Origin of the sequence: Streptomyces sp. NPDC090088 (assembly GCF_044747345.1) — a bacterium.
GTDB lineage: Bacteria > Actinomycetota > Actinomycetes > Streptomycetales > Streptomycetaceae > Streptomyces.
Map to the genome: position 1 here is coordinate 460,050 of NZ_JBIVDZ010000001.1, position 17,092 is coordinate 477,141.

Genomic DNA, 17,092 nt, shown 5'->3' on the forward strand with positions numbered 1-17,092 from the left:
CGCCTACCCTTCCCGGAGTCATCCGAAAGGAAGCCGCATGCGAGCCGTCGTCTTCGACCACTACGCCACGCCCCCCGACGTACGAGACGTCCCCGACCCCCACCCCGCCCCGCACGGCGTGGTCGTCCGCGTGGAAGCCACCGGCCTCTGCCGCAGCGACTGGCACGGCTGGATGGGCCACGACCCGGACATCACGCTCCCGCACGTCCCCGGCCACGAACTCGCCGGCGTGGTCGAGGCGGCCGGCCCCGGGGTGACCGCCTGGCGCCCCGGCGACCGGGTCACCGTCCCCTTCGTCTGCGCCTGCGGCGGCTGCCCCTCCTGCGCGGCCGGCGACCAGCAGGTCTGCGAACGCCAGACGCAGCCCGGCTTCACCCACTGGGGTTCCTTCGCCCAGTACGTGGCCCTGGACCACGCCGACGTGAACCTGGTCGCGATCCCGGACGACATGGCGTACGCGACGGCGGCCTCCCTGGGCTGCCGCTTCGCCACCGCCTTCCGGGCGGTGGTGCAGCAGGGCCGGGCCGCGGCCGGGGAGTGGGTCGCGGTGTACGGCTGCGGGGGCGTGGGACTGTCGGCGGTGATGATCGCCGCCGCGTCGGGGGCCCGGGTGGTGGCGGTCGACGTGTCACCCCAGGCCCTGGACCTGGCACGGAAGTTCGGCGCGGTCCACTGCGTGAACGCGGCGGACACCGCCGACCCGGCGGCTGCGGTCCGAGACCTCACCGGCGGCGGCGCCCACCTCTCCCTGGACGCCCTCGGCTCACCGGCCACCGCCGCGGCCTCGGTCGACTCCCTCCGCCGGCGCGGCCGGCACGTCCAGGTGGGCCTGCTGCCGTCCCCGGACGGCACCACCCCGCTGCCGATGGCCCGCGCGATCGCCCTGGAACTCGAACTCCTCGGCAGCCACGGCATGGCGGCCCACGCCTACCCCGCCCTGCTCGAACTGGTCCGCGCCGGCACCCTCCGCCCCGACCTGCTGGTGACCTCGACGATCACCCTGGACGCGGCACCGCGGGCGCTGGCGGCGATGGACACGGCACCGGGGGCGGGGGTGACCGTCATCGAACCGTGGGCCTGAGCCGGTCCCCTCAGACGTCTCTGCGGCCTCTGTTGCCGGGCCGGGAGGCCACCCAGGCACGGACGGTGTCGGCGTACCAGTAGGGCTTGCCGCCCTCGACATGGTCGGGCGGGGGGAGGAGTCCGTGCTTGCGGTAGGAGCGGACGGTGTCGGGCTGGACCCGGATGTGTGCCGCGATGTCCTTGTAGGACCAGAGCCTTCGGTCGGTCATGAGAGGCACCTCCCTGCGCGCGCCGCGGCGGCGACCGGGGGCGGTCGTCGGGGGAGCCGGGCGCTGCGCTGGCGATCACAAAGCCTGTGCCCGGTGAACGACGGAGCGTGACCGTGGGCAAGCGGCTGTGTGCCGGGTGTGACCGAGAACCCGCGTAGGCGCGACATGCGTGACACAAGAGGGGCGTTTGTGACACAGCCGGAGCAAAGGCGTACGCCGGTTCACCGGCGGGGCACGTTGACATGGCGAACACCGGGGGCACCGGGACGCCAGTGGCACGAGCGGCACGAGCGGCACGAGCGGCACGAGCGGCACGAGCGGCACCAGGGGCACCGGGGGACGCGGGGACGGGCCGGACCCGCTGCGCCAGGTCCGGCCCGCCTGCTTCCCCCGTTGCTGCCCCGTCAAACGGCCGTGCGATCAGCCTGCACAACCCCGCCCCGGCCGGTCTTGGAGAAAACCGCACTCCGGCCGTTCGCCCCCAGCACGAGACTCGTCGCCGCCCCCGACACCCGGTCGGCCGTCGCCGGCGACGCGGCCGAGGCGGCCCGGGCCGCCATGAACGCCCCGGGCGCGTAGCCGGTCATGGCCTTGAACTCGCCGCTGAGATGGGCCTGGTCGTAGAAACCGCAGAGGGCCGCCGTCTCGGCCTGGCTCCGCCCCTGCGCCAGCATCCGCCGCGCCCGCTGCAACCGCAGCACCCGCCCCGCCGCCTTCGGCCCCAGCCCGATCTGCTCCCGGAAACGGTTCTCCAACTGCCGTACGCTCCAGCCGACTTCGTCGGCGAGCCGGGGCACCGGCATCGCGCCCCCGCTGCGCCGCAGCGCCGACCAGGCGCGGGCCACCCGCTCCGAGGCCACGCCGCCCGCCCCCATCCGGCGCGACAGCACGTCGTCGACCAGCCCGAACCGCTCCGCCCATCCGGGCAACGAGCCCAGCGCGGCGGCGAGTTCACCCACCCCGCGGCCGAGCAGGTGCGGCAACTCGTCCGGATCCACCGACCGGTTCGTCAACTCGTACTGAGGGGTGCCGAAGAGCGCGAACGCGGCCCAGGGCGCCAGCAGCACCTCGACCCCCGCGAACCGCCCGCTGTGCTCGCCCAGGGCGGGGGTGGTCGTCAGCCCGTTGCAGAGGGAGACGAGGTCCGCGGGCGGGCGGCCGGCGCGGGAGATCCGTATCGGGGCGTCGAAGCCCAGCAGCAGGGTGACCGCGCCGATCGGGGTCTCCAGCCGCCGCCGCGGCCCGGCGAGCGCGAGCCGGATCCCGCGATAACTCATCACCCCCGGCCGCAGCCGGGGGTGGGGCAGAGCGGTGGCGAACTCCCAGCTCCCACCAGCCCCTTGCCCCTGACGAACCTGCAGGCTCCCTGAAGCCACAGCACCATGCTACGAGGACCTGCTGCAGCCCCCTAGGGGCGCGGGGAACTGCGCGACCAGCCACACACAACCCGCACGTGCGAAGCACAACGCCCCCTCGACAGGCGTCCCTACGCCCCGCAGGACCTCAGGAACGCCCGGGTCCGCCGGGCGATCGGCCCCGGAGCATCCGGCTCGCACGGGTACATGTCCTGCTCCACGATCGCGAACAGCTCCACGCCCAGCTTCTGCGCGGCGGTCAGCACGGGAGCCAACTCCGGCACGCCCTTGGGGGGTTCGCACATCACGCCCTGGGCCACGGCCGGCCCGAACGGCGTCCCCTTCGCGCGGACGTCGGCCAGCACGGCCGGGTCGACCTGCTTGAGGTGCAGGTACCCGATCCGCTCCCCGTAGGTCTCGATCAGCTTCACGCTGTCCCCGCCGCAGTACGCGTAGTGCCCGGTGTCCAGGCACAGCGAGACGTCGTCGGAGTCCGTCCCGTCCAGGAACCGGACGACGTTCTCCTCGCTGTCGATGTGGGTGTCGGCGTGCGGGTGCACGACGATCTTCAGCCCGTACCGCTCCCGCACCTCCCGGCCGAGCCGCTCGGTCAGCGAGGTGAGGTTCCGCCACTGGTCGGCGGTCAGCTCGGCGGACTCCAGGACCTCACCGGTCTTGTCGTCCCGCCAGAAGGACGGGATGACGACCAGGTGCTCGGCGCCCATCGCCTGGGCGAGCACCGCGTTGTCGGCGACGTGCGCCCAGGTCTTGTCCCACACCGCCTCGCCGTGGTGCAGCCCGGTGAAGACCGTGCCGGCGGACACCTTCAGGCCGCGCCGTGCCGTCTCCTCGGTGAGCACCGCGGGGTCGGTCGGGAGGTAGCCGTACGGCCCCAGCTCGATCCACTCGTAGCCGGAGTCGGCGACCTCGTCCAGAAAGCGCTGCCACGGCACCTGAGCCGGGTCGTCGGGGAACCAGACGCCCCAGGAGTCGGGCGCGGAACCGATCCGGATACGGGACAGGGAGGATTGCGGGGACCGCGGTGACAACGTAGTCATGGCCGCCAGGGTGCGGCTCGGAAGAAAGCCCTGTCAAGGGTGGTCCGAATGTCTGGACAAAACATTGACAGGGCTCGGTGTGCGGGGCTACAAACCGGGGGAGAGCCGTGACGAAGGGAAGCCGATGGCGTACGACCTGATCACCATGGGGCGGATCGGAGTGGACCTGTATCCGCTCCAGACGGGTGTACCGCTCGCCCAGGTGTCGTCCTTCGGCAAGTTCCTCGGCGGTTCGGCGACGAACGTGGCCGTGGCCGCGGCCCGCCTGGGCCGGAGCACCGCCGTCATCACCCGCACCGGCGAGGACGCCTTCGGCGCCTACCTGCACGAGGCCCTCCAGGGCTTCGGGGTCGACGACCGCTGGGTCACCTCCGTGCCCGGCCTGAACACCCCGGTGACGTTCTGCGAGATCTTCCCGCCGGACGACTTCCCGCTGTACTTCTACCGGCAGCCCAAGGCCCCGGACCTGGAGATCGACGCCCACGAGCTGGACCTCGACGCCGTCCGGGACGCCCGGATCTTCTGGATCACCGGCACCGGCCTGAGCGAGGAGCCCAGCCGTACGGCGACCCTCGCGGCCCTCGCCCACCGCGCCAAGGCCGGCACCACGGTCTTCGACCTGGACTGGCGGCCGATGTTCTGGGCGGACCCGGAGGCGGCCCGCCCGTTCTACGTGGAGGCGCTCAAGCACGCCACCGTCGCCGTCGGCAATCTCGACGAGGCCGAGGTCGCCACCGGCGTCCGCGAGCCGCGGGCCGCCGCCCAGGCGCTGCTGGACGCGGGTGTCGAGATCGCGGTCGTGAAGCAGGGCCCCAAGGGCGTCCTCGCCGTCAACCGGGCCGGCGACTCCGCCGAGGTCCCGCCGCTGCCCGTCACCGTCCTCAACGGACTGGGCGCCGGAGACGCCTTCGGCGGCTCCCTCTGCCACGGCCTCCTCGAAGGCTGGGACCTGGAGAAGATCATGCGGCACGCCAACGCGGCCGGTGCCATCGTCGCCTCCCGCCTGGAGTGCTCCTCCGCGATGCCGACCCCGGACGAGATCGACGCCGCGCTCGCCGCCGGAGCGGTGCTGTGAGGGCCGGCCGCGTCACGGGCGCGCACCCCGTCGACGGCGCCGGCGCGGGTGCCCCCGCCCCGCAGGTGAAGGTGGACATCTCCGCCCTCGTCCACACCCGCACCCACCACCCCGAGGCCATCGCCGAGGCGGCCACCCGCCGCGTCCGCCGTCCGCTCCTCAACGAGGACGGCAAGCTGATGATCGTCGCCGCCGACCACCCGGCCCGCGGCGCCCTCGGCGTGGGCGGCGACAAGCTCGCCATGGCCAACCGGGCGGAGCTGCTGGAGCGGCTGTGCCTGGCGCTGTCCCGGCCCGGCGTCGACGGCGTCCTCGCCACCGCCGACATCCTGGACGACCTGCTGCTGCTCGGGGTCCTCGACGGCAAGGTCGTCATGGGCTCGATGAACCGCGGCGGCCTGCAGGGCGCCTCCTTCGAGCTCGACGACCGGTTCACCGGCCACCGCGCCGAGGACATCCAGCGCCTCGGGTTCGACGCCGGCAAGCTGCTCCTGCGCATCGACTACGACGACCCGGGGTCCCTGACCACCCTGGAGTCCACGGCCCGCGCGATCGACGACATGGCCGCGCGCCGGCTGCCGGTCTTCGTGGAGCCGTTCATCAGCCGCCGCACCCCGGAGGGCAAGGTCAAGAACGACCTGTCCCCGGAGGCGGTCACCCGGTCCATCGCCATCGCCTCCGGCCTGGGCGGGAGTTCCGCCTACACCTGGCTGAAGGTGCCGGTGACGGACAACCCCGACGACATGGCCCAGGTCATGGAGACGTCGACGCTGCCCGCCGTGCTGCTCGGCGGGGAGGTCGGGGACGATCAGGACGGCGCCTACGAGAAGTGGCGCAGCGCCCTGCGACTCCCCACCGTGCGCGGCCTGGTGGTCGGCCGCTCGCTGCTCTACCCGGCGGACGGCGACGTGGCCGCCGCCGTGGACACCGCCGTCGGACTGCTGTGAGGCGATGATGACGACCAACGAGCTGCACCTGAGCAAGGGTTCGACCGCGAACGCCCAGTACACGCTCGACATCGACCCCAAGCGGGCCGGTTGGGCGCACAGCAGCCTCCGGATCGTCGAACTGACCCCTGGTGGAACGCATTTGTTCACCACCGGGGACAGCGAGTGGATCGTGCTTCCGCTACAGGGCGGTTGTACGGTGCAAACAGAGGGAAACGAGTTCCAGATCCTGGGCCGGGAGAGCGTGTTCAGCGGAGTCTCGGACTTCGTGTACGTGCCCCGGGACGCCCAGGTCCAGATCGCCTCCGGCGCGGGAGGCCGCTTCGCCCTGGCAGGAGCGAAGTGCGAGCGACAACTCCCCGCCCGCTACGGCCCCGCGCCGGAGGTCCCCGTCGAAGACCGCGGCAGCGGCACCAGCGCCCGCCGGGTGCGCAACTTCGCCTCCGCGGACTCCTTCGACTGCGACAAGCTGATCGCCGTCGAGGTGATCACCCCCGGCGGCAACTGGTCCTCGTACCCGCCGCACAAGCACGACGAGCACCGGCCCGGCGAGGAGTCGGAGCTGGAGGAGATCTACTACTTCGAGATCGACGGACCGAACGGTATCGGGTATCAGCGCGTATTCCCCTCCCGTGAGGGCGGTACGGACGTCCTCGCCGAGGTCCGCTCCGGCGACGCCGTGCTCGTTCCCGACGGATGGCACGGCCCGTCGATCGCGCAGCCCGGGCACGACATGTACTACCTGAACGTCATGGCGGGGCCGGGCGCGACGCGGGAGTGGCGGATCTGCTTCCACCCGGACCATCTGGAGGGTTACCGATGACGATTCGGTCGACCGTCGCGCAAGCGCTTGTCCGCTTCCTCGCCGCCCAGTACACCGAGCGGGACGGCGAGCGCCGCCGTCTCATCGGCGCCACCTGGGGCATCTTCGGCCACGGCAACGTGGCCGGCCTCGGCCAGGCGCTCCTGGAGTACGCGGACGACATGCCGTACCACCAGGGCCGCAACGAGCAGGCCATGGTGCACGCGGCCGTCGGCTACGCGCGTCAATCGAACCGTCTCGCCACGCACGCCGTCACCACCTCCATCGGCCCCGGCGCCACCAACCTGGTCACCGGCGCCGCCCTCGCCACCGTCAACCACCTCCCGGTCCTGCTCCTGCCCGGCGACGCCTTCGCCACCCGCCCCGCCGACCCGGTCCTCCAGCAGCTCGAACTCCCGCACGCCGCCGACGTGTCGGTGAACGACACCCTCCGCCCGGTGTCGAAGTTCTTCGACCGGATCACCCGCCCCGAGCAGCTGATCCCCTCCGCGCTCGCCGCCATGCGGGTCCTCACCGACCCCGTCGAGACCGGCGCCGTGACCCTCGCGCTCCCGCAGGACGTCCAGGCCGAGGCGTACGACTGGCCGGAGGAGTTCTTCGCCGACCGGGTGTGGACCGTACGACGGCCCGGTGCCGACCCCGTCGAACTCGCCGCGGCCGTCAGGGCGATCAGGGACGCGCGGCGCCCCGTGGTCGTCGCCGGCGGCGGGGTCCACCACAGCCGCGCCGAGGCCGGGCTCGCCGAGTTCGCCGAGGCCACCCGCATCCCGGTCGCCTCCACCCAGGCCGGCAAGGGCTCGCTGCGCTGGGACCACCCGCAGGACGTCGGCGGCGTCGGCCACACCGGCACCGCCACCGCCGACGAACTCGCCCGCACCGCCGACCTGGTGATCGGCGTCGGCACCCGCTACACCGACTTCACCACCGCCTCCGGCACCCTCTTCGAGAACCCGGACGTCCGCTTCCTCAACCTCAACATCGCGCCCTACGACGGCCACAAGCTCGCCGGCCTGCCCCTGATCGCCGACGCCCGCAGCGGCCTCGCCGAACTGACCGAGGCGCTGGTGATGCACGACCACACGGTCGCCGACTCGTACGTCACCGAGTACACCGAGGACAAGGAGCGCTGGGAGCAGCGCGTCGACGCCTGCTACGAGGCCGACGAGCCCGACATCCGGCCCACCCAGCCCCAGGTCCTCGGCGCCCTGGACGCCCTCGCCGACGAGTCGGACATCGTCATCAACGCGGCCGGTTCCCTCCCCGGCGACCTGCACCGGATGTGGCGGGCCCGGTCGCACGACCAGTACCACGTGGAGTACGGCTACTCGTGCATGGGCTACGAGATCCCCGCCGCCATCGGGGTGAAGCTGGCCGCGCCGGAGCGCAACGTGTGGGCACTGGTCGGTGACGGCACGTATCTGATGATGCCGACCGAGATCGTCACCGCCGTACAGGAGGGGATAGCCATCAAGGTGCTGCTGGTGCAGAACCACGGCTACGCCTCCATCGGCGGCCTGTCCGAGTCGGTGGGCGGCGAGCGGTTCGGCACCGCCTACCGCTTCCCCGCGGACGACGGCACCCTCACGGGTGCCCCGCTCCCCGTCGACCTGGCCGCCAACGCGGCCAGCCTCGGCATGCGCGTGCTGCGCGCGAAGACCGTCCGCGACCTGGGATCGGCACTCGCCGAGGCCCGGGCCGCCGACACTCCCACATGTGTCTACGTGGAGACCGAAACCGCAGACACTGTGTCGGGCCCGCCTCCGGCGCAGGCCTGGTGGGATGTACCTGTGGCCGAGACCGCGACCCGATCCGCCGCGGTCAAGGCACGTGAGCTCTACGAACGGCACGTCTCGACCCGACGCCGCCATCTGTGAAGGAGTAACCGGTCATGACGAAGATCGTCAACCACTGGATCGGCGGCAAGTCCGTCGACGGCACGTCGGGCAACTTCGGGCCGGTCACCGACCCGGCCACCGGCGCGGTCACCACGAAGGTCGCCTTCGCCTCGGTCGACGAGGTCGACGCGGCGGTGCAGACCGCCAAGGACGCCTTCGTGACCTGGGGCCAGGCCTCCCTGGCCAAGCGCACGGAGATCCTCTTCAAGTTCCGCGCGCTGCTCGACGCCAACCGCGACGCCATCGCCGAGCTGATCACCGCCGAGCACGGCAAGGTGCACAGCGACGCGCTCGGCGAGGTCGCGCGCGGCCTGGAGATCGTCGACCTGGCGTGCGGCATCAGCGTGCAGCTGAAGGGCGAGCTGTCCACGCAGGTCGCCACCCGGGTGGACGTCTCCTCGATCCGCCAGCCGCTCGGTGTCGTCGCGGGCATCACGCCGTTCAACTTCCCGGCGATGGTCCCGATGTGGATGTTCCCGATGGCCATCGCGTGCGGCAACACGTTCGTGCTGAAGCCGTCGGAGAAGGACCCCTCCGCCGCCATCAAGATCGCCGAGCTGCTGGCCGAGGCCGGTCTGCCGGACGGCGTCTTCAACGTCGTGCACGGCGACAAGGTGGCCGTCGACCGCCTCCTGGAGCACCCGGACGTCAAGGCGGTCTCCTTCGTCGGCTCCACCCCGATCGCCCGCTACATCCACACCACCGCCGCCGCCAACCACAAGCGCGTCCAGGCGCTCGGCGGCGCCAAGAACCACATGCTGGTCCTCCCGGACGCCGACCTGGACGCGGCGGCCGACGCGGCCGTCTCCGCCGCCTACGGCTCCGCGGGCGAGCGCTGCATGGCCATCTCCGCGGTCGTGGCGGTCGGCGCGATCGGCGACGAGCTGGTGGAGAAGATCCGCGAGCGCGCCGAGAAGATCAAGATCGGCCCCGGCAACGACCCGACGTCCGAGATGGGCCCCCTCATCACGGCCGTGCACCGCGACAAGGTCGCCTCCTACGTCGAGGGCGCGGCGGCCGAGGGCTGCGAGGTCGTCCTCGACGGCACCGGCTACACGGTGGAGGGCTTCGAGGACGGCCACTGGATCGGCATCTCGCTCCTGGACAAGGTCCCGACGTCCGCCAAGGCCTACACGGACGAGATCTTCGGCCCGGTCCTGTGCGTGCTCCGGGTGGACACCTACGAGGAGGGTGTCGCCCTCATCAACAGCTCGCCGTTCGGCAACGGCACCGCGATCTTCACCCGGGACGGCGGCGCCGCCCGCCGCTTCCAGCTGGAGATCGAGGCGGGCATGGTCGGCGTGAACGTGCCGATCCCGGTCCCCGTCGGCTACCACAGCTTCGGCGGCTGGAAGGACTCGCTCTTCGGCGACCACCACATCTACGGCAACGACGGCACCCACTTCTACACCCGCGGCAAGGTCGTCACCACGCGCTGGCCCGACCCCTCCGAGGCCCCTGCGGGCGTCGACCTGGGCTTCCCGCGCAACCACTGAGTGTCACCGCCCGACCCTGTTGAGGCCGTCCGGATATCGGACGGCCTCAACTTTTTTTGTCAGCGGTGCTGCGGTTCTCGTTCTGAGGGGATGAAACGGGTGACTTAAGTATCGTCGATACATGATCTTCGAATCCAAGGTCATGTGCTCGAAAGGCTTGATGATTGTCCATCCCGGCCGCCGCTCCCTAAGAAAGCGATGTGACGCCGGTCGCTTTACGAGTGCGGAATCCGAAGGTAAACAGCCATTGACGCAATGGTTTTCGTCGGGGTTCCATGCAGCACAGTCCAGCCGCCGGAGGCATCCGCCAGAGTCGATCGGAACCGCCGCATGACCGACACGCTCCGCCCCGTCGAGAACGCCGTCACAGAGGCGTCCGACAGTCCCAAGACGCTCAAGCGCTCCATCGGAGTAGTCGGCGGCACCCTGCTCACCCTCTCCTGCGTCACCCCGGCCTCCACGCTCTTCGTGGTCGTCCCCGACCTGTTCGGCTCCCTCGGCACCGCCACCGCCCTGACGATCGCCATCGGCTCCCTCCTCTGTATCGCCGTGGCGTTCTGCTACTCCGAGCTCGGCACCCTCATCCCGAGCGCGGGCGGCGAGTACGCGATGGTGTCGACGCTGGCGGGACGCCTGGCCGGCTGGCTGGTCTTCGTCCTCTCGCTGCTGGTCGTCATGATCGTGCCCCCGGTGATCGCCATGGGCACGGCCGACTACCTCGCCCCGATCGTCCATCTCGACCCGGCCATGACCGGCGCCGGCGTGATGCTCCTCGCGACCCTCGCCGGCCTGCTGGACCTGCGCGCGAACGCCTGGATCACCGGCGTCTTCCTGGTCCTGGAGGTCATCGCGGCGGGCGTGGTGGCGGTCCTCGGCTTCTCCCACAGCCAGCGCGGCGTCGGCAGCCTCACCTCCATGCAGGTCGCGGACACGGGCGGCCACACCACCACGGTCACCGCCATGCTGGTCGTCTCCGGCCTCGCCATCGCCCTCTTCGTCACCCAGGGCTTCTCGACGGCCGTCTACCTGTCCGAGGAACTGGAGCACCCGCGCCGCAACGTGGCCCGCACGGTCCTCGCCACCCTCGCGATCTCCACGGTGATCATCCTCGTCCCGGTCGTCGCGATCACCATGGGCGCGACCGACCTCAAGGCCCTCACCGGCGGCGACATCAGCTCCATGGTCACCGCCTGGTCCAACTCCGCGGTCGGCACCTTCGTCAGCCTCTGCGTGGCCCTCGCCATCATCAACGCGGGCATCGTCATGGTCATCCAGAACTCCCGCGTCCTGTTCGCCTCGGCCCGCGACAAGGCCTGGCCCGCACCGGTCAACAGCGCCCTCTCCCGCCTCGGCCGCTTCGGCTCCCCCTGGGTCGCCACCCTCGCCGTCGGCGTCCCCGGCGCCCTGCTCTGCTTCGTCAACCTCGACACCCTCTACGGCGTGACAGGCGTCTCCGTGACCGGCATGTACCTCCTCGTCGCCGTCGCCGCCCTCCTCTCCCGCCGCGGCCACCACAAGCACACCCCCGCCTGGCGGATGCCCCTCTGGCCCGCCATGCCCGTCCTCCTCATCGCCGTCCTCGCCTACATCCTCACCCAGCAGGAAACCACCTACCTCCTCTGGACCGGCGGCATCACCGCAGCCGCCACCCTCTACTGGGCCCTCTACCTCCGCCCCCGCAAGGAGACCCACTGGGTCGTCTCGATCCCGGAGGACGTAGCACCCCACTAGCGGCGCGGGGCTGTATCGATTTGCGGCTGCCGCCGCGCGGGCGCGACCAGCCCCCACCGGCTCGCAGGTGCCCACCGTCCCGTTCGGCACCGGGAAACGGGACGGGCGTCGTACCGCGCTCGAAGTACGTGCCGGCACCCCCGTACTCCCGAGGGATGGCTCGGGGTTCACCCCACCGTCGGCCTCGGATGTCGGTGCCGCCCCGTACCGTTGAAGCATGGATCTTCGACCCCCCGGCCTACGAGCCCTGCTCCGGCGGCCGCGACGGCTCCTCGCCGCCGCGGCCGCCGTCGTCGTGCTCGTCGGCGCCGGTACATGGACGGCCGTCGCCTCCGACGACCCGCCCCCGGTGCACAGCACGGACCAGGTGATGGCGGTGGACGGGGTCCGTCTGGACACCTCGTTCTTCACCACGTCCGGCACCGGCCGGCGCCCCGCGGTCCTCCTCGCCCACGGCTTCGGCGGCAGCAAGGACGACATGCGCGCCGAGGCCGAGCACCTCGCCCGCGACGGCTACGCGGTCCTCACCTGGTCCGCGCGCGGCTTCGGCAGGTCCACCGGCAAGATCGGCCTCAACGACCCGAAGGGCGAGGTCGCCGACGTCTCCCGGCTCATCGACTGGCTCGCCAGGCAGCCGCAGGTGCAGCTGGACAAGGCCGGTGACCCGCGGGTCGGCATGGCGGGCGGGTCGTACGGGGGCGCGATCTCGCTGCTCACCGCCGCCTATGACAGCCGGGTCGACGCGATCGCCCCGTCGATCACGTACTGGAACCTCGCGGACGCTCTGTTCCCGAACGGCGTCTTCAAGAAGCTGTGGGCCGGGATCTTCTTCAACACCGGCGGCGGCTGCGCCAACTTCCAGCCGGCGCTGTGCCAGATGTACGACCGGGTCGCCGAGTCGGGCAGGCCGGACGCCGCCGCGGTCAAGCTCCTCGAAGAGCGGTCACCGTCGGCCGTCGGCAGCCGCATCAAGGTGCCGACCCTCCTCTTCCAGGGCCAGACCGACTCCCTGTTCACGCTCTCCCAGTCCGACGCGGCGGCGAAGGCGATCAAGGCCAACGGCGCCCCCGTGGACGTCGACTGGATCGCCGGCGGCCACGACGGCGGCGACCTGGAGACCAGCCGCGTCGAGGGCCGGGTCACCTCCTGGTTCGACCGCTACCTGAAGGGTGACAAGGCCACCGACACCGGCCCGGCCTTCCGGATCACCCGCACCGGCGGCGTCGACTCCACCGACGGCGCCGCCCAGCTGCGCGGCGCGACCGCCGACGGCTACCCGGGCCTGGAGAGCGACCGGAAGAACATCGCCCTCAAGGGCGGCACCCAGCGCGTCGAGAACCCGGCCGGCGCCAGCCCGCCCGGCGTCTCCGCGCTGCCCGGCCTCGGCGGCGGCGGCCTCTCCCAGCTCTCCTCCCTCGGCGTCGGCGTCTCCCTGGACTTCCCGGGCCAGTACGCCCGCTTCGACTCGGCACCGATGACCGACAACGTGCAGATCACCGGCACCCCCACCGCCACCGTCCACCTCACCTCCACCAGCGACGACGCCGTGCTCTTCGGCAAGGTGTACGACGTCGGCCCGGACGGCAGCCAGCAGGTGCTGCCCTCCCAGCTGGTCGCCCCGATCCGCGTCGAGGGCGCCAAGGCCGGCAAGGACGTCACGATCACCCTCCCGGCGATCGACCACGAGGTGCAGAAGGGCCACCGGCTGCGCCTGGTCCTCGCCTCCACCGACCTCGGCTACGCCTCCCCGACCGCCCCGGCGACCTACACGGTCTCCCTCAAGGGCGCCCTGAGCGTGCCGACCGCACCCCAGGTGGACACGGCCGCCGCACCGCTGCCCGCCTGGGTGTGGTGGCTGCCGCTGGCCGGCGCGCTCGCCGCCCTGGCCCTGCTGGTCACCGGCCGCCGCCGGACAGCGGGCCCGGCCCCCGCCCCGGAGCTGGCCGAAGTCCCGCTCCAGATAACGGACCTGAGCAAGCGCTACAAGGGCTCGACGGACCGGTACGCCGTCCGCGAGCTGTCCTTCCGGGTGGAGAAGGGGCAGGTCCTCGGCCTCCTCGGCCCCAACGGCGCGGGCAAGACCACCACCCTGCGCATGCTGATGGGCCTGATCACACCGGACGACGGCGAGATCCGCGTCTTCGGCCACGCCATCCGCCCGGGCACCCCCGTCCTCTCCCGCGTCGGCGCCTTCGTGGAGGGCGCGGGCTTCCTGCCCCACCTGTCCGGCCGCGAGAACCTGGAGCTCTACTGGCAGGCCACCGGGCGTCCGCCCGAGGACGCCCACCTCGACGAGGCCCTGGAGATCGCCGGCCTCGGCGACGCGCTGGCCCGCGCGGTCCGCACGTACTCGCAGGGCATGCGCCAGCGCCTCGCCATCGCCCAGGCCATGCTCGGCCTGCCGGACCTGCTCATCCTCGACGAACCGACCAACGGCCTCGACCCGCCGCAGATCCGCGAGATGCGCGAGGTGATGATCCGCTACGCGGCCGCCGGCCGTACGGTGATCGTCTCCAGCCATCTCCTCGCCGAGGTCGAGCAGTCCTGCACCCACCTCGTGGTGATGGACCGCGGCCGGCTGATCCAGGCCGGCCCGGTCGCCCAGATCGTCGGCTCCGGCGACACCCTCCTCGTCGGCACCTCCGTGCCCGTGGAGGAGCCGGTCGTGGAGAAGGTCGCCGCGCTGCCCGGCATCGCCTCGGTGACCCGCACCGACGACGGCCTCCTTGTCCGCATGGAGCCCGGCGGCAGCGCCCCGCGCCTGGTCGCCGAACTCGTCCGGCTCGACGTGCCCGTGGCGTCGGTGGGCCCCCACCGCCGTCTGGAAGACGCCTTCCTGACCCTGATCGGAGGATCCGCATGAGCACGCTCACCGAGGGAGCCGCGGTCGCCTCCGGTTACCGGGCGGGCCGCACCCTGCCACTGCGCGTCGAACTGGTCCGCCAGCTCAAGCGCCGCCGCACGCTGGTGATGGGCGGGATCCTCGCCGTCCTGCCGTTCGTGCTGCTGATCGCGTTCGCCATCGGCGGGCAGCCGGGCGAGCGGAACGGCCAGGTCACCCTCCTGGACACGGCCACCGCCTCCGGCGCCAACTTCGCCGCGGTCAACCTGTTCGTGTCGGCGGGCTTCCTGCTGGTCATCCCGGTCGCCCTGTTCTGCGGGGACACGGTCGCCTCGGAGGCCAGCTGGTCCTCCCTGCGCTATCTGCTGGCCGCACCCGTGCCGAGGGCCCGGCTGCTCTGGTCCAAGCTGGTCGTCGCGCTCGGCCTCAGCCTGGCCGCGATGATCCTGCTGCCGCTGGTCGCCCTGGCCGTCGGCACGGCCGCCTACGGCTGGGGACCCCTCCAGATCCCCACCGGCGGCGCACTGGACACCAGCACCGCGGCCCAGCGCCTGGCGATCGTCGTCGTGTACATCTTCCTGTCCCAACTGGTCACCGCGGGCCTGGCGTTCTGGCTCTCCACCAAGACCGACGCCCCGCTGGGCGCGGTCGGCGGCGCCGTCGGCCTGACCATCGTCGGCAACGTCCTCGACGCGGTTACCGCCCTCGGCCACTGGCGCGACTTCCTGCCCGCCCACTGGCAGTTCGCCTGGGCGGACGCCGTACAACCCCACCTGGAGTGGTCGGGCATGATCCAGGGCACGGCGGTCTCGATAACGTACGCCCTGGTGCTGTTCGCCCTGGCCTTCCGGGGTTTCGCCCGTAAGGACATCGTCTCCTAGGTCACCGGACGATCTCCCTCCGGCTTCGAGGCCCCTGGTCCGTGGCCGGTTCGAGATTCATCCGCAACGCATCGGGGCGCACGTTCCGGCCCCCTGCGCCGTCACAGTCGACGACACGTCAGGACGTCGACTCCGACCGGCACAGGGGGCACAGACGATGGACCGACACCCGACCCGACGACAGACATACGGCGCACTGCTCGCCCTCACCACGGCAGGGGCCCTGCTCCTGACGGGCTGCGGCGCCGGCGACGAGAGCCACTCCAACGGCCCGAACCACACCGGCCTCCCGGCCCCCGCCCCCTCCCGGGCCCAGGGCGCCGAAGCCACCCCGTCCGCCGACTCCGACCCTTCCGCCCCCTCCTCCGACCTCCTCTCCACCTTCGCCCTCGACGTCGACACCGCCTCGTACGGCTACGCCCGCCGCACCCTCGCCGACGGCGGCCGCCCGGACCCCTCGACGATCCGCCCCGAGGAGTTCGTCAACAGCTTCCGCCAGGATTACCGCACCCCCGACCACAACGGCTTCACGGTCACCGTCGACGGCGCCCGCACCAGCAGCCCGAACTGGTCCCTGGTCCGCGTCGGCCTCAGCACCCGCCCCGCAGAGTCCGCCGACGACCGCCCGCCGGCCGCCCTCACCTTCGTCATCGACGTCTCCGGCTCCATGGACGAACCGGGCCGCCTGGACCTCGCCAAGAAGTCCCTGGACACGATGACCGACCGGCTGCGCGACGACGACTCGGTCGCCCTCGTCACCTTCAGCGAACACGCCGAGACGGTCCTGCCGATGACCCGCCTCGGCGGCCACCGCGCCGAGATCCACGACGCCGTCGACAGCCTCCGGGCCCTCTCCTCCACCAACCTCGGCGAAGGCGTCGAGACCGGCTACGCCACCGCCGTCGAGGGCCTGCGCAAGGACGCCACCAACCGCGTCGTCCTGATCTCCGACGCCCTCGCCAACGACGGCCAGACCGACCCCGACGCCATCCTCGAACGCATCGACGGCGACCGCCGCGCGTACGGCATCACCCTGTTCGGCATAGGAGTCGGCAGCAACTACGGCGACGCCCTGATGGAACGCCTCGCCGACAAGGGCGACGGCCACACCACCTACGTCTCCGACACCGCGACCGCCACCGACGTCTTCTGCCGCCAACTCCCGCAGAACATCGACCTGGTGGCCCGCGACGCCAAGGCCCAGGTCGCCTTCGACCCGCACACCGTCGCCGAGTTCCGCCTGATCGGCTACCAGGACCGCAAGGTCGCCGACCAGGACTTCCGCGACGACCGCGTCGACGGCGGCGAGGTCGGCCCCGGCCACACGGTCACGGCCCTCTACGCCGTCCGCACCCGACCCGACACCGACGGCCACCTCGCCACGGCCACGGTCCGCTGGCTCGACCCCACCACCCGCACCCCGCACGAGAACACCGGCTCGATGGAGACGAGCGCCCTGCACGACTCGGTCTGGACGGCCTCCCCCCGCTTCCAAGTGGCGGCGGTCGCGGCCTACTTCGCGGACGCGCTGGCGGACGGGGAGTACGACATACCGGGGAGCCCGGACCTCGGAAAGCTCCAGGCCCGCGCCGCGACGCTGGCAAGGACGACGGAGGACAAGGACGTGGCGGACCTCGCGAGGGCCATCCAAGAGGCGAGCTGAAGCGCCCCTTCAGGGGCGCGGGGAACTGCGCGCT

Annotated in this window: 13 protein-coding genes; 10 read left to right on the forward strand and 3 right to left on the reverse strand. The window is 71.9% G+C overall.

Annotated features, from left to right (window positions below; all coding sequences use genetic code 11):
* The first annotated feature begins 37 nt into the window (after window positions 1-37).
* Window positions 38-1,081, forward strand: a complete 1,044-nt coding sequence (locus ACIPSJ_RS02185) for a zinc-dependent alcohol dehydrogenase family protein (protein ID WP_359222458.1) — start codon at window positions 38-40, stop codon at window positions 1,079-1,081.
* A gap of 10 nt (window positions 1,082-1,091) precedes the next feature.
* Here ACIPSJ_RS02185 and ACIPSJ_RS02190 read toward each other — a convergent pair whose 3' ends face one another.
* From ACIPSJ_RS02190 to ACIPSJ_RS02200, 3 genes are all read right to left on the reverse strand, one after another.
* The gene (locus ACIPSJ_RS02190) at window positions 1,092-1,292 is read right to left on the reverse strand and encodes a MerR family transcriptional regulator (protein WP_355710446.1); all 201 of its coding nucleotides are present in this window, start codon (window positions 1,290-1,292) and stop codon (window positions 1,092-1,094) included.
* Window positions 1,293-1,696: 404 nt separating this feature from the next.
* Window positions 1,697-2,569: a helix-turn-helix domain-containing protein gene (locus ACIPSJ_RS02195; RefSeq protein WP_401344533.1), complete on the reverse strand. Its 873-nt coding sequence runs from the start codon at window positions 2,567-2,569 to the stop codon at window positions 1,697-1,699.
* Between the two features lie 209 nt (window positions 2,570-2,778).
* On the reverse strand, window positions 2,779-3,705 hold the full coding sequence (locus ACIPSJ_RS02200; RefSeq protein WP_401342796.1) for a sugar phosphate isomerase/epimerase family protein: 927 nt from the start codon (window positions 3,703-3,705) through the stop codon (window positions 2,779-2,781).
* A gap of 124 nt (window positions 3,706-3,829) precedes the next feature.
* Between ACIPSJ_RS02200 and iolC the strand changes: the two genes are divergently transcribed.
* The 9 genes from iolC to ACIPSJ_RS02245 all read left to right on the forward strand — a co-directional run bounded on the left by iolC (window position 3,830) and on the right by ACIPSJ_RS02245 (window position 17,058).
* Window positions 3,830-4,780: a 5-dehydro-2-deoxygluconokinase gene (gene iolC, locus ACIPSJ_RS02205; RefSeq protein WP_401342798.1), complete on the forward strand. Its 951-nt coding sequence runs from the start codon at window positions 3,830-3,832 to the stop codon at window positions 4,778-4,780.
* A gap of 65 nt (window positions 4,781-4,845) precedes the next feature.
* Window positions 4,846-5,727: a deoxyribose-phosphate aldolase gene (locus ACIPSJ_RS02210; protein ID WP_359222533.1), complete on the forward strand. Its 882-nt coding sequence runs from the start codon at window positions 4,846-4,848 to the stop codon at window positions 5,725-5,727.
* 7 nt (window positions 5,728-5,734) lie between these two features.
* Window positions 5,735-6,550 (forward strand): 5-deoxy-glucuronate isomerase, encoded by an 816-nt coding sequence (gene iolB, locus ACIPSJ_RS02215; RefSeq protein WP_355710654.1) that lies wholly within the window; start codon window positions 5,735-5,737, stop codon window positions 6,548-6,550.
* On the forward strand, window positions 6,547-8,424 hold the full coding sequence (iolD, locus tag ACIPSJ_RS02220; RefSeq protein WP_401342800.1) for a 3D-(3,5/4)-trihydroxycyclohexane-1,2-dione acylhydrolase (decyclizing): 1,878 nt from the start codon (window positions 6,547-6,549) through the stop codon (window positions 8,422-8,424). The genes iolB and iolD overlap by 4 nt, the downstream gene beginning before the upstream one ends.
* 14 nt (window positions 8,425-8,438) lie before the next feature.
* The gene (gene mmsA, locus ACIPSJ_RS02225) at window positions 8,439-9,941 is read left to right on the forward strand and encodes a CoA-acylating methylmalonate-semialdehyde dehydrogenase (RefSeq protein ID WP_393533365.1); all 1,503 of its coding nucleotides are present in this window, start codon (window positions 8,439-8,441) and stop codon (window positions 9,939-9,941) included.
* 330 nt (window positions 9,942-10,271) lie between these two features.
* The gene (locus ACIPSJ_RS02230; RefSeq protein WP_359222448.1) at window positions 10,272-11,672 is read left to right on the forward strand and encodes an APC family permease; all 1,401 of its coding nucleotides are present in this window, start codon (window positions 10,272-10,274) and stop codon (window positions 11,670-11,672) included.
* Between the two features lie 217 nt (window positions 11,673-11,889).
* Complete coding sequence (locus tag ACIPSJ_RS02235) at window positions 11,890-14,535, forward strand: CocE/NonD family hydrolase (protein ID WP_401342803.1); 2,646 nt, start codon at window positions 11,890-11,892, stop codon at window positions 14,533-14,535.
* A complete protein-coding gene (locus ACIPSJ_RS02240) occupies window positions 14,532-15,395 on the forward strand; it encodes an ABC transporter permease (protein ID WP_359222444.1) in 864 nt (287 codons plus the stop codon). Before ACIPSJ_RS02235 ends, ACIPSJ_RS02240 begins: the two co-directional genes overlap by 4 nt.
* Before the next feature lie 157 nt (window positions 15,396-15,552).
* The gene (locus ACIPSJ_RS02245) at window positions 15,553-17,058 is read left to right on the forward strand and encodes a VWA domain-containing protein (protein ID WP_401342805.1); all 1,506 of its coding nucleotides are present in this window, start codon (window positions 15,553-15,555) and stop codon (window positions 17,056-17,058) included.
* Window positions 17,059-17,092 lie beyond the last annotated feature (34 nt).

Coding starts and splice junctions, on each gene's coding strand:
- ACIPSJ_RS02185 (WP_359222458.1), top strand. CDS start 38: ATGCGAGCCGTCGTCTTCGACCACTACGCCACGCCCCCCGACGTACGA.
- ACIPSJ_RS02190 (WP_355710446.1), bottom strand. CDS start 1,292: ATGACCGACCGAAGGCTCTGGTCCTACAAGGACATCGCGGCACACATC.
- ACIPSJ_RS02195 (WP_401344533.1), bottom strand. CDS start 2,569: ATGAGTTATCGCGGGATCCGGCTCGCGCTCGCCGGGCCGCGGCGGCGG.
- ACIPSJ_RS02200 (WP_401342796.1), bottom strand. CDS start 3,705: ATGACTACGTTGTCACCGCGGTCCCCGCAATCCTCCCTGTCCCGTATC.
- iolC (WP_401342798.1), top strand. CDS start 3,830: ATGGCGTACGACCTGATCACCATGGGGCGGATCGGAGTGGACCTGTAT.
- iolB (WP_355710654.1), top strand. CDS start 5,735: ATGACGACCAACGAGCTGCACCTGAGCAAGGGTTCGACCGCGAACGCC.
- iolD (WP_401342800.1), top strand. CDS start 6,547: ATGACGATTCGGTCGACCGTCGCGCAAGCGCTTGTCCGCTTCCTCGCC.
- mmsA (WP_393533365.1), top strand. CDS start 8,439: ATGACGAAGATCGTCAACCACTGGATCGGCGGCAAGTCCGTCGACGGC.
- ACIPSJ_RS02230 (WP_359222448.1), top strand. CDS start 10,272: ATGACCGACACGCTCCGCCCCGTCGAGAACGCCGTCACAGAGGCGTCC.
- ACIPSJ_RS02235 (WP_401342803.1), top strand. CDS start 11,890: ATGGATCTTCGACCCCCCGGCCTACGAGCCCTGCTCCGGCGGCCGCGA.
- ACIPSJ_RS02240 (WP_359222444.1), top strand. CDS start 14,532: ATGAGCACGCTCACCGAGGGAGCCGCGGTCGCCTCCGGTTACCGGGCG.
- ACIPSJ_RS02245 (WP_401342805.1), top strand. CDS start 15,553: ATGGACCGACACCCGACCCGACGACAGACATACGGCGCACTGCTCGCC.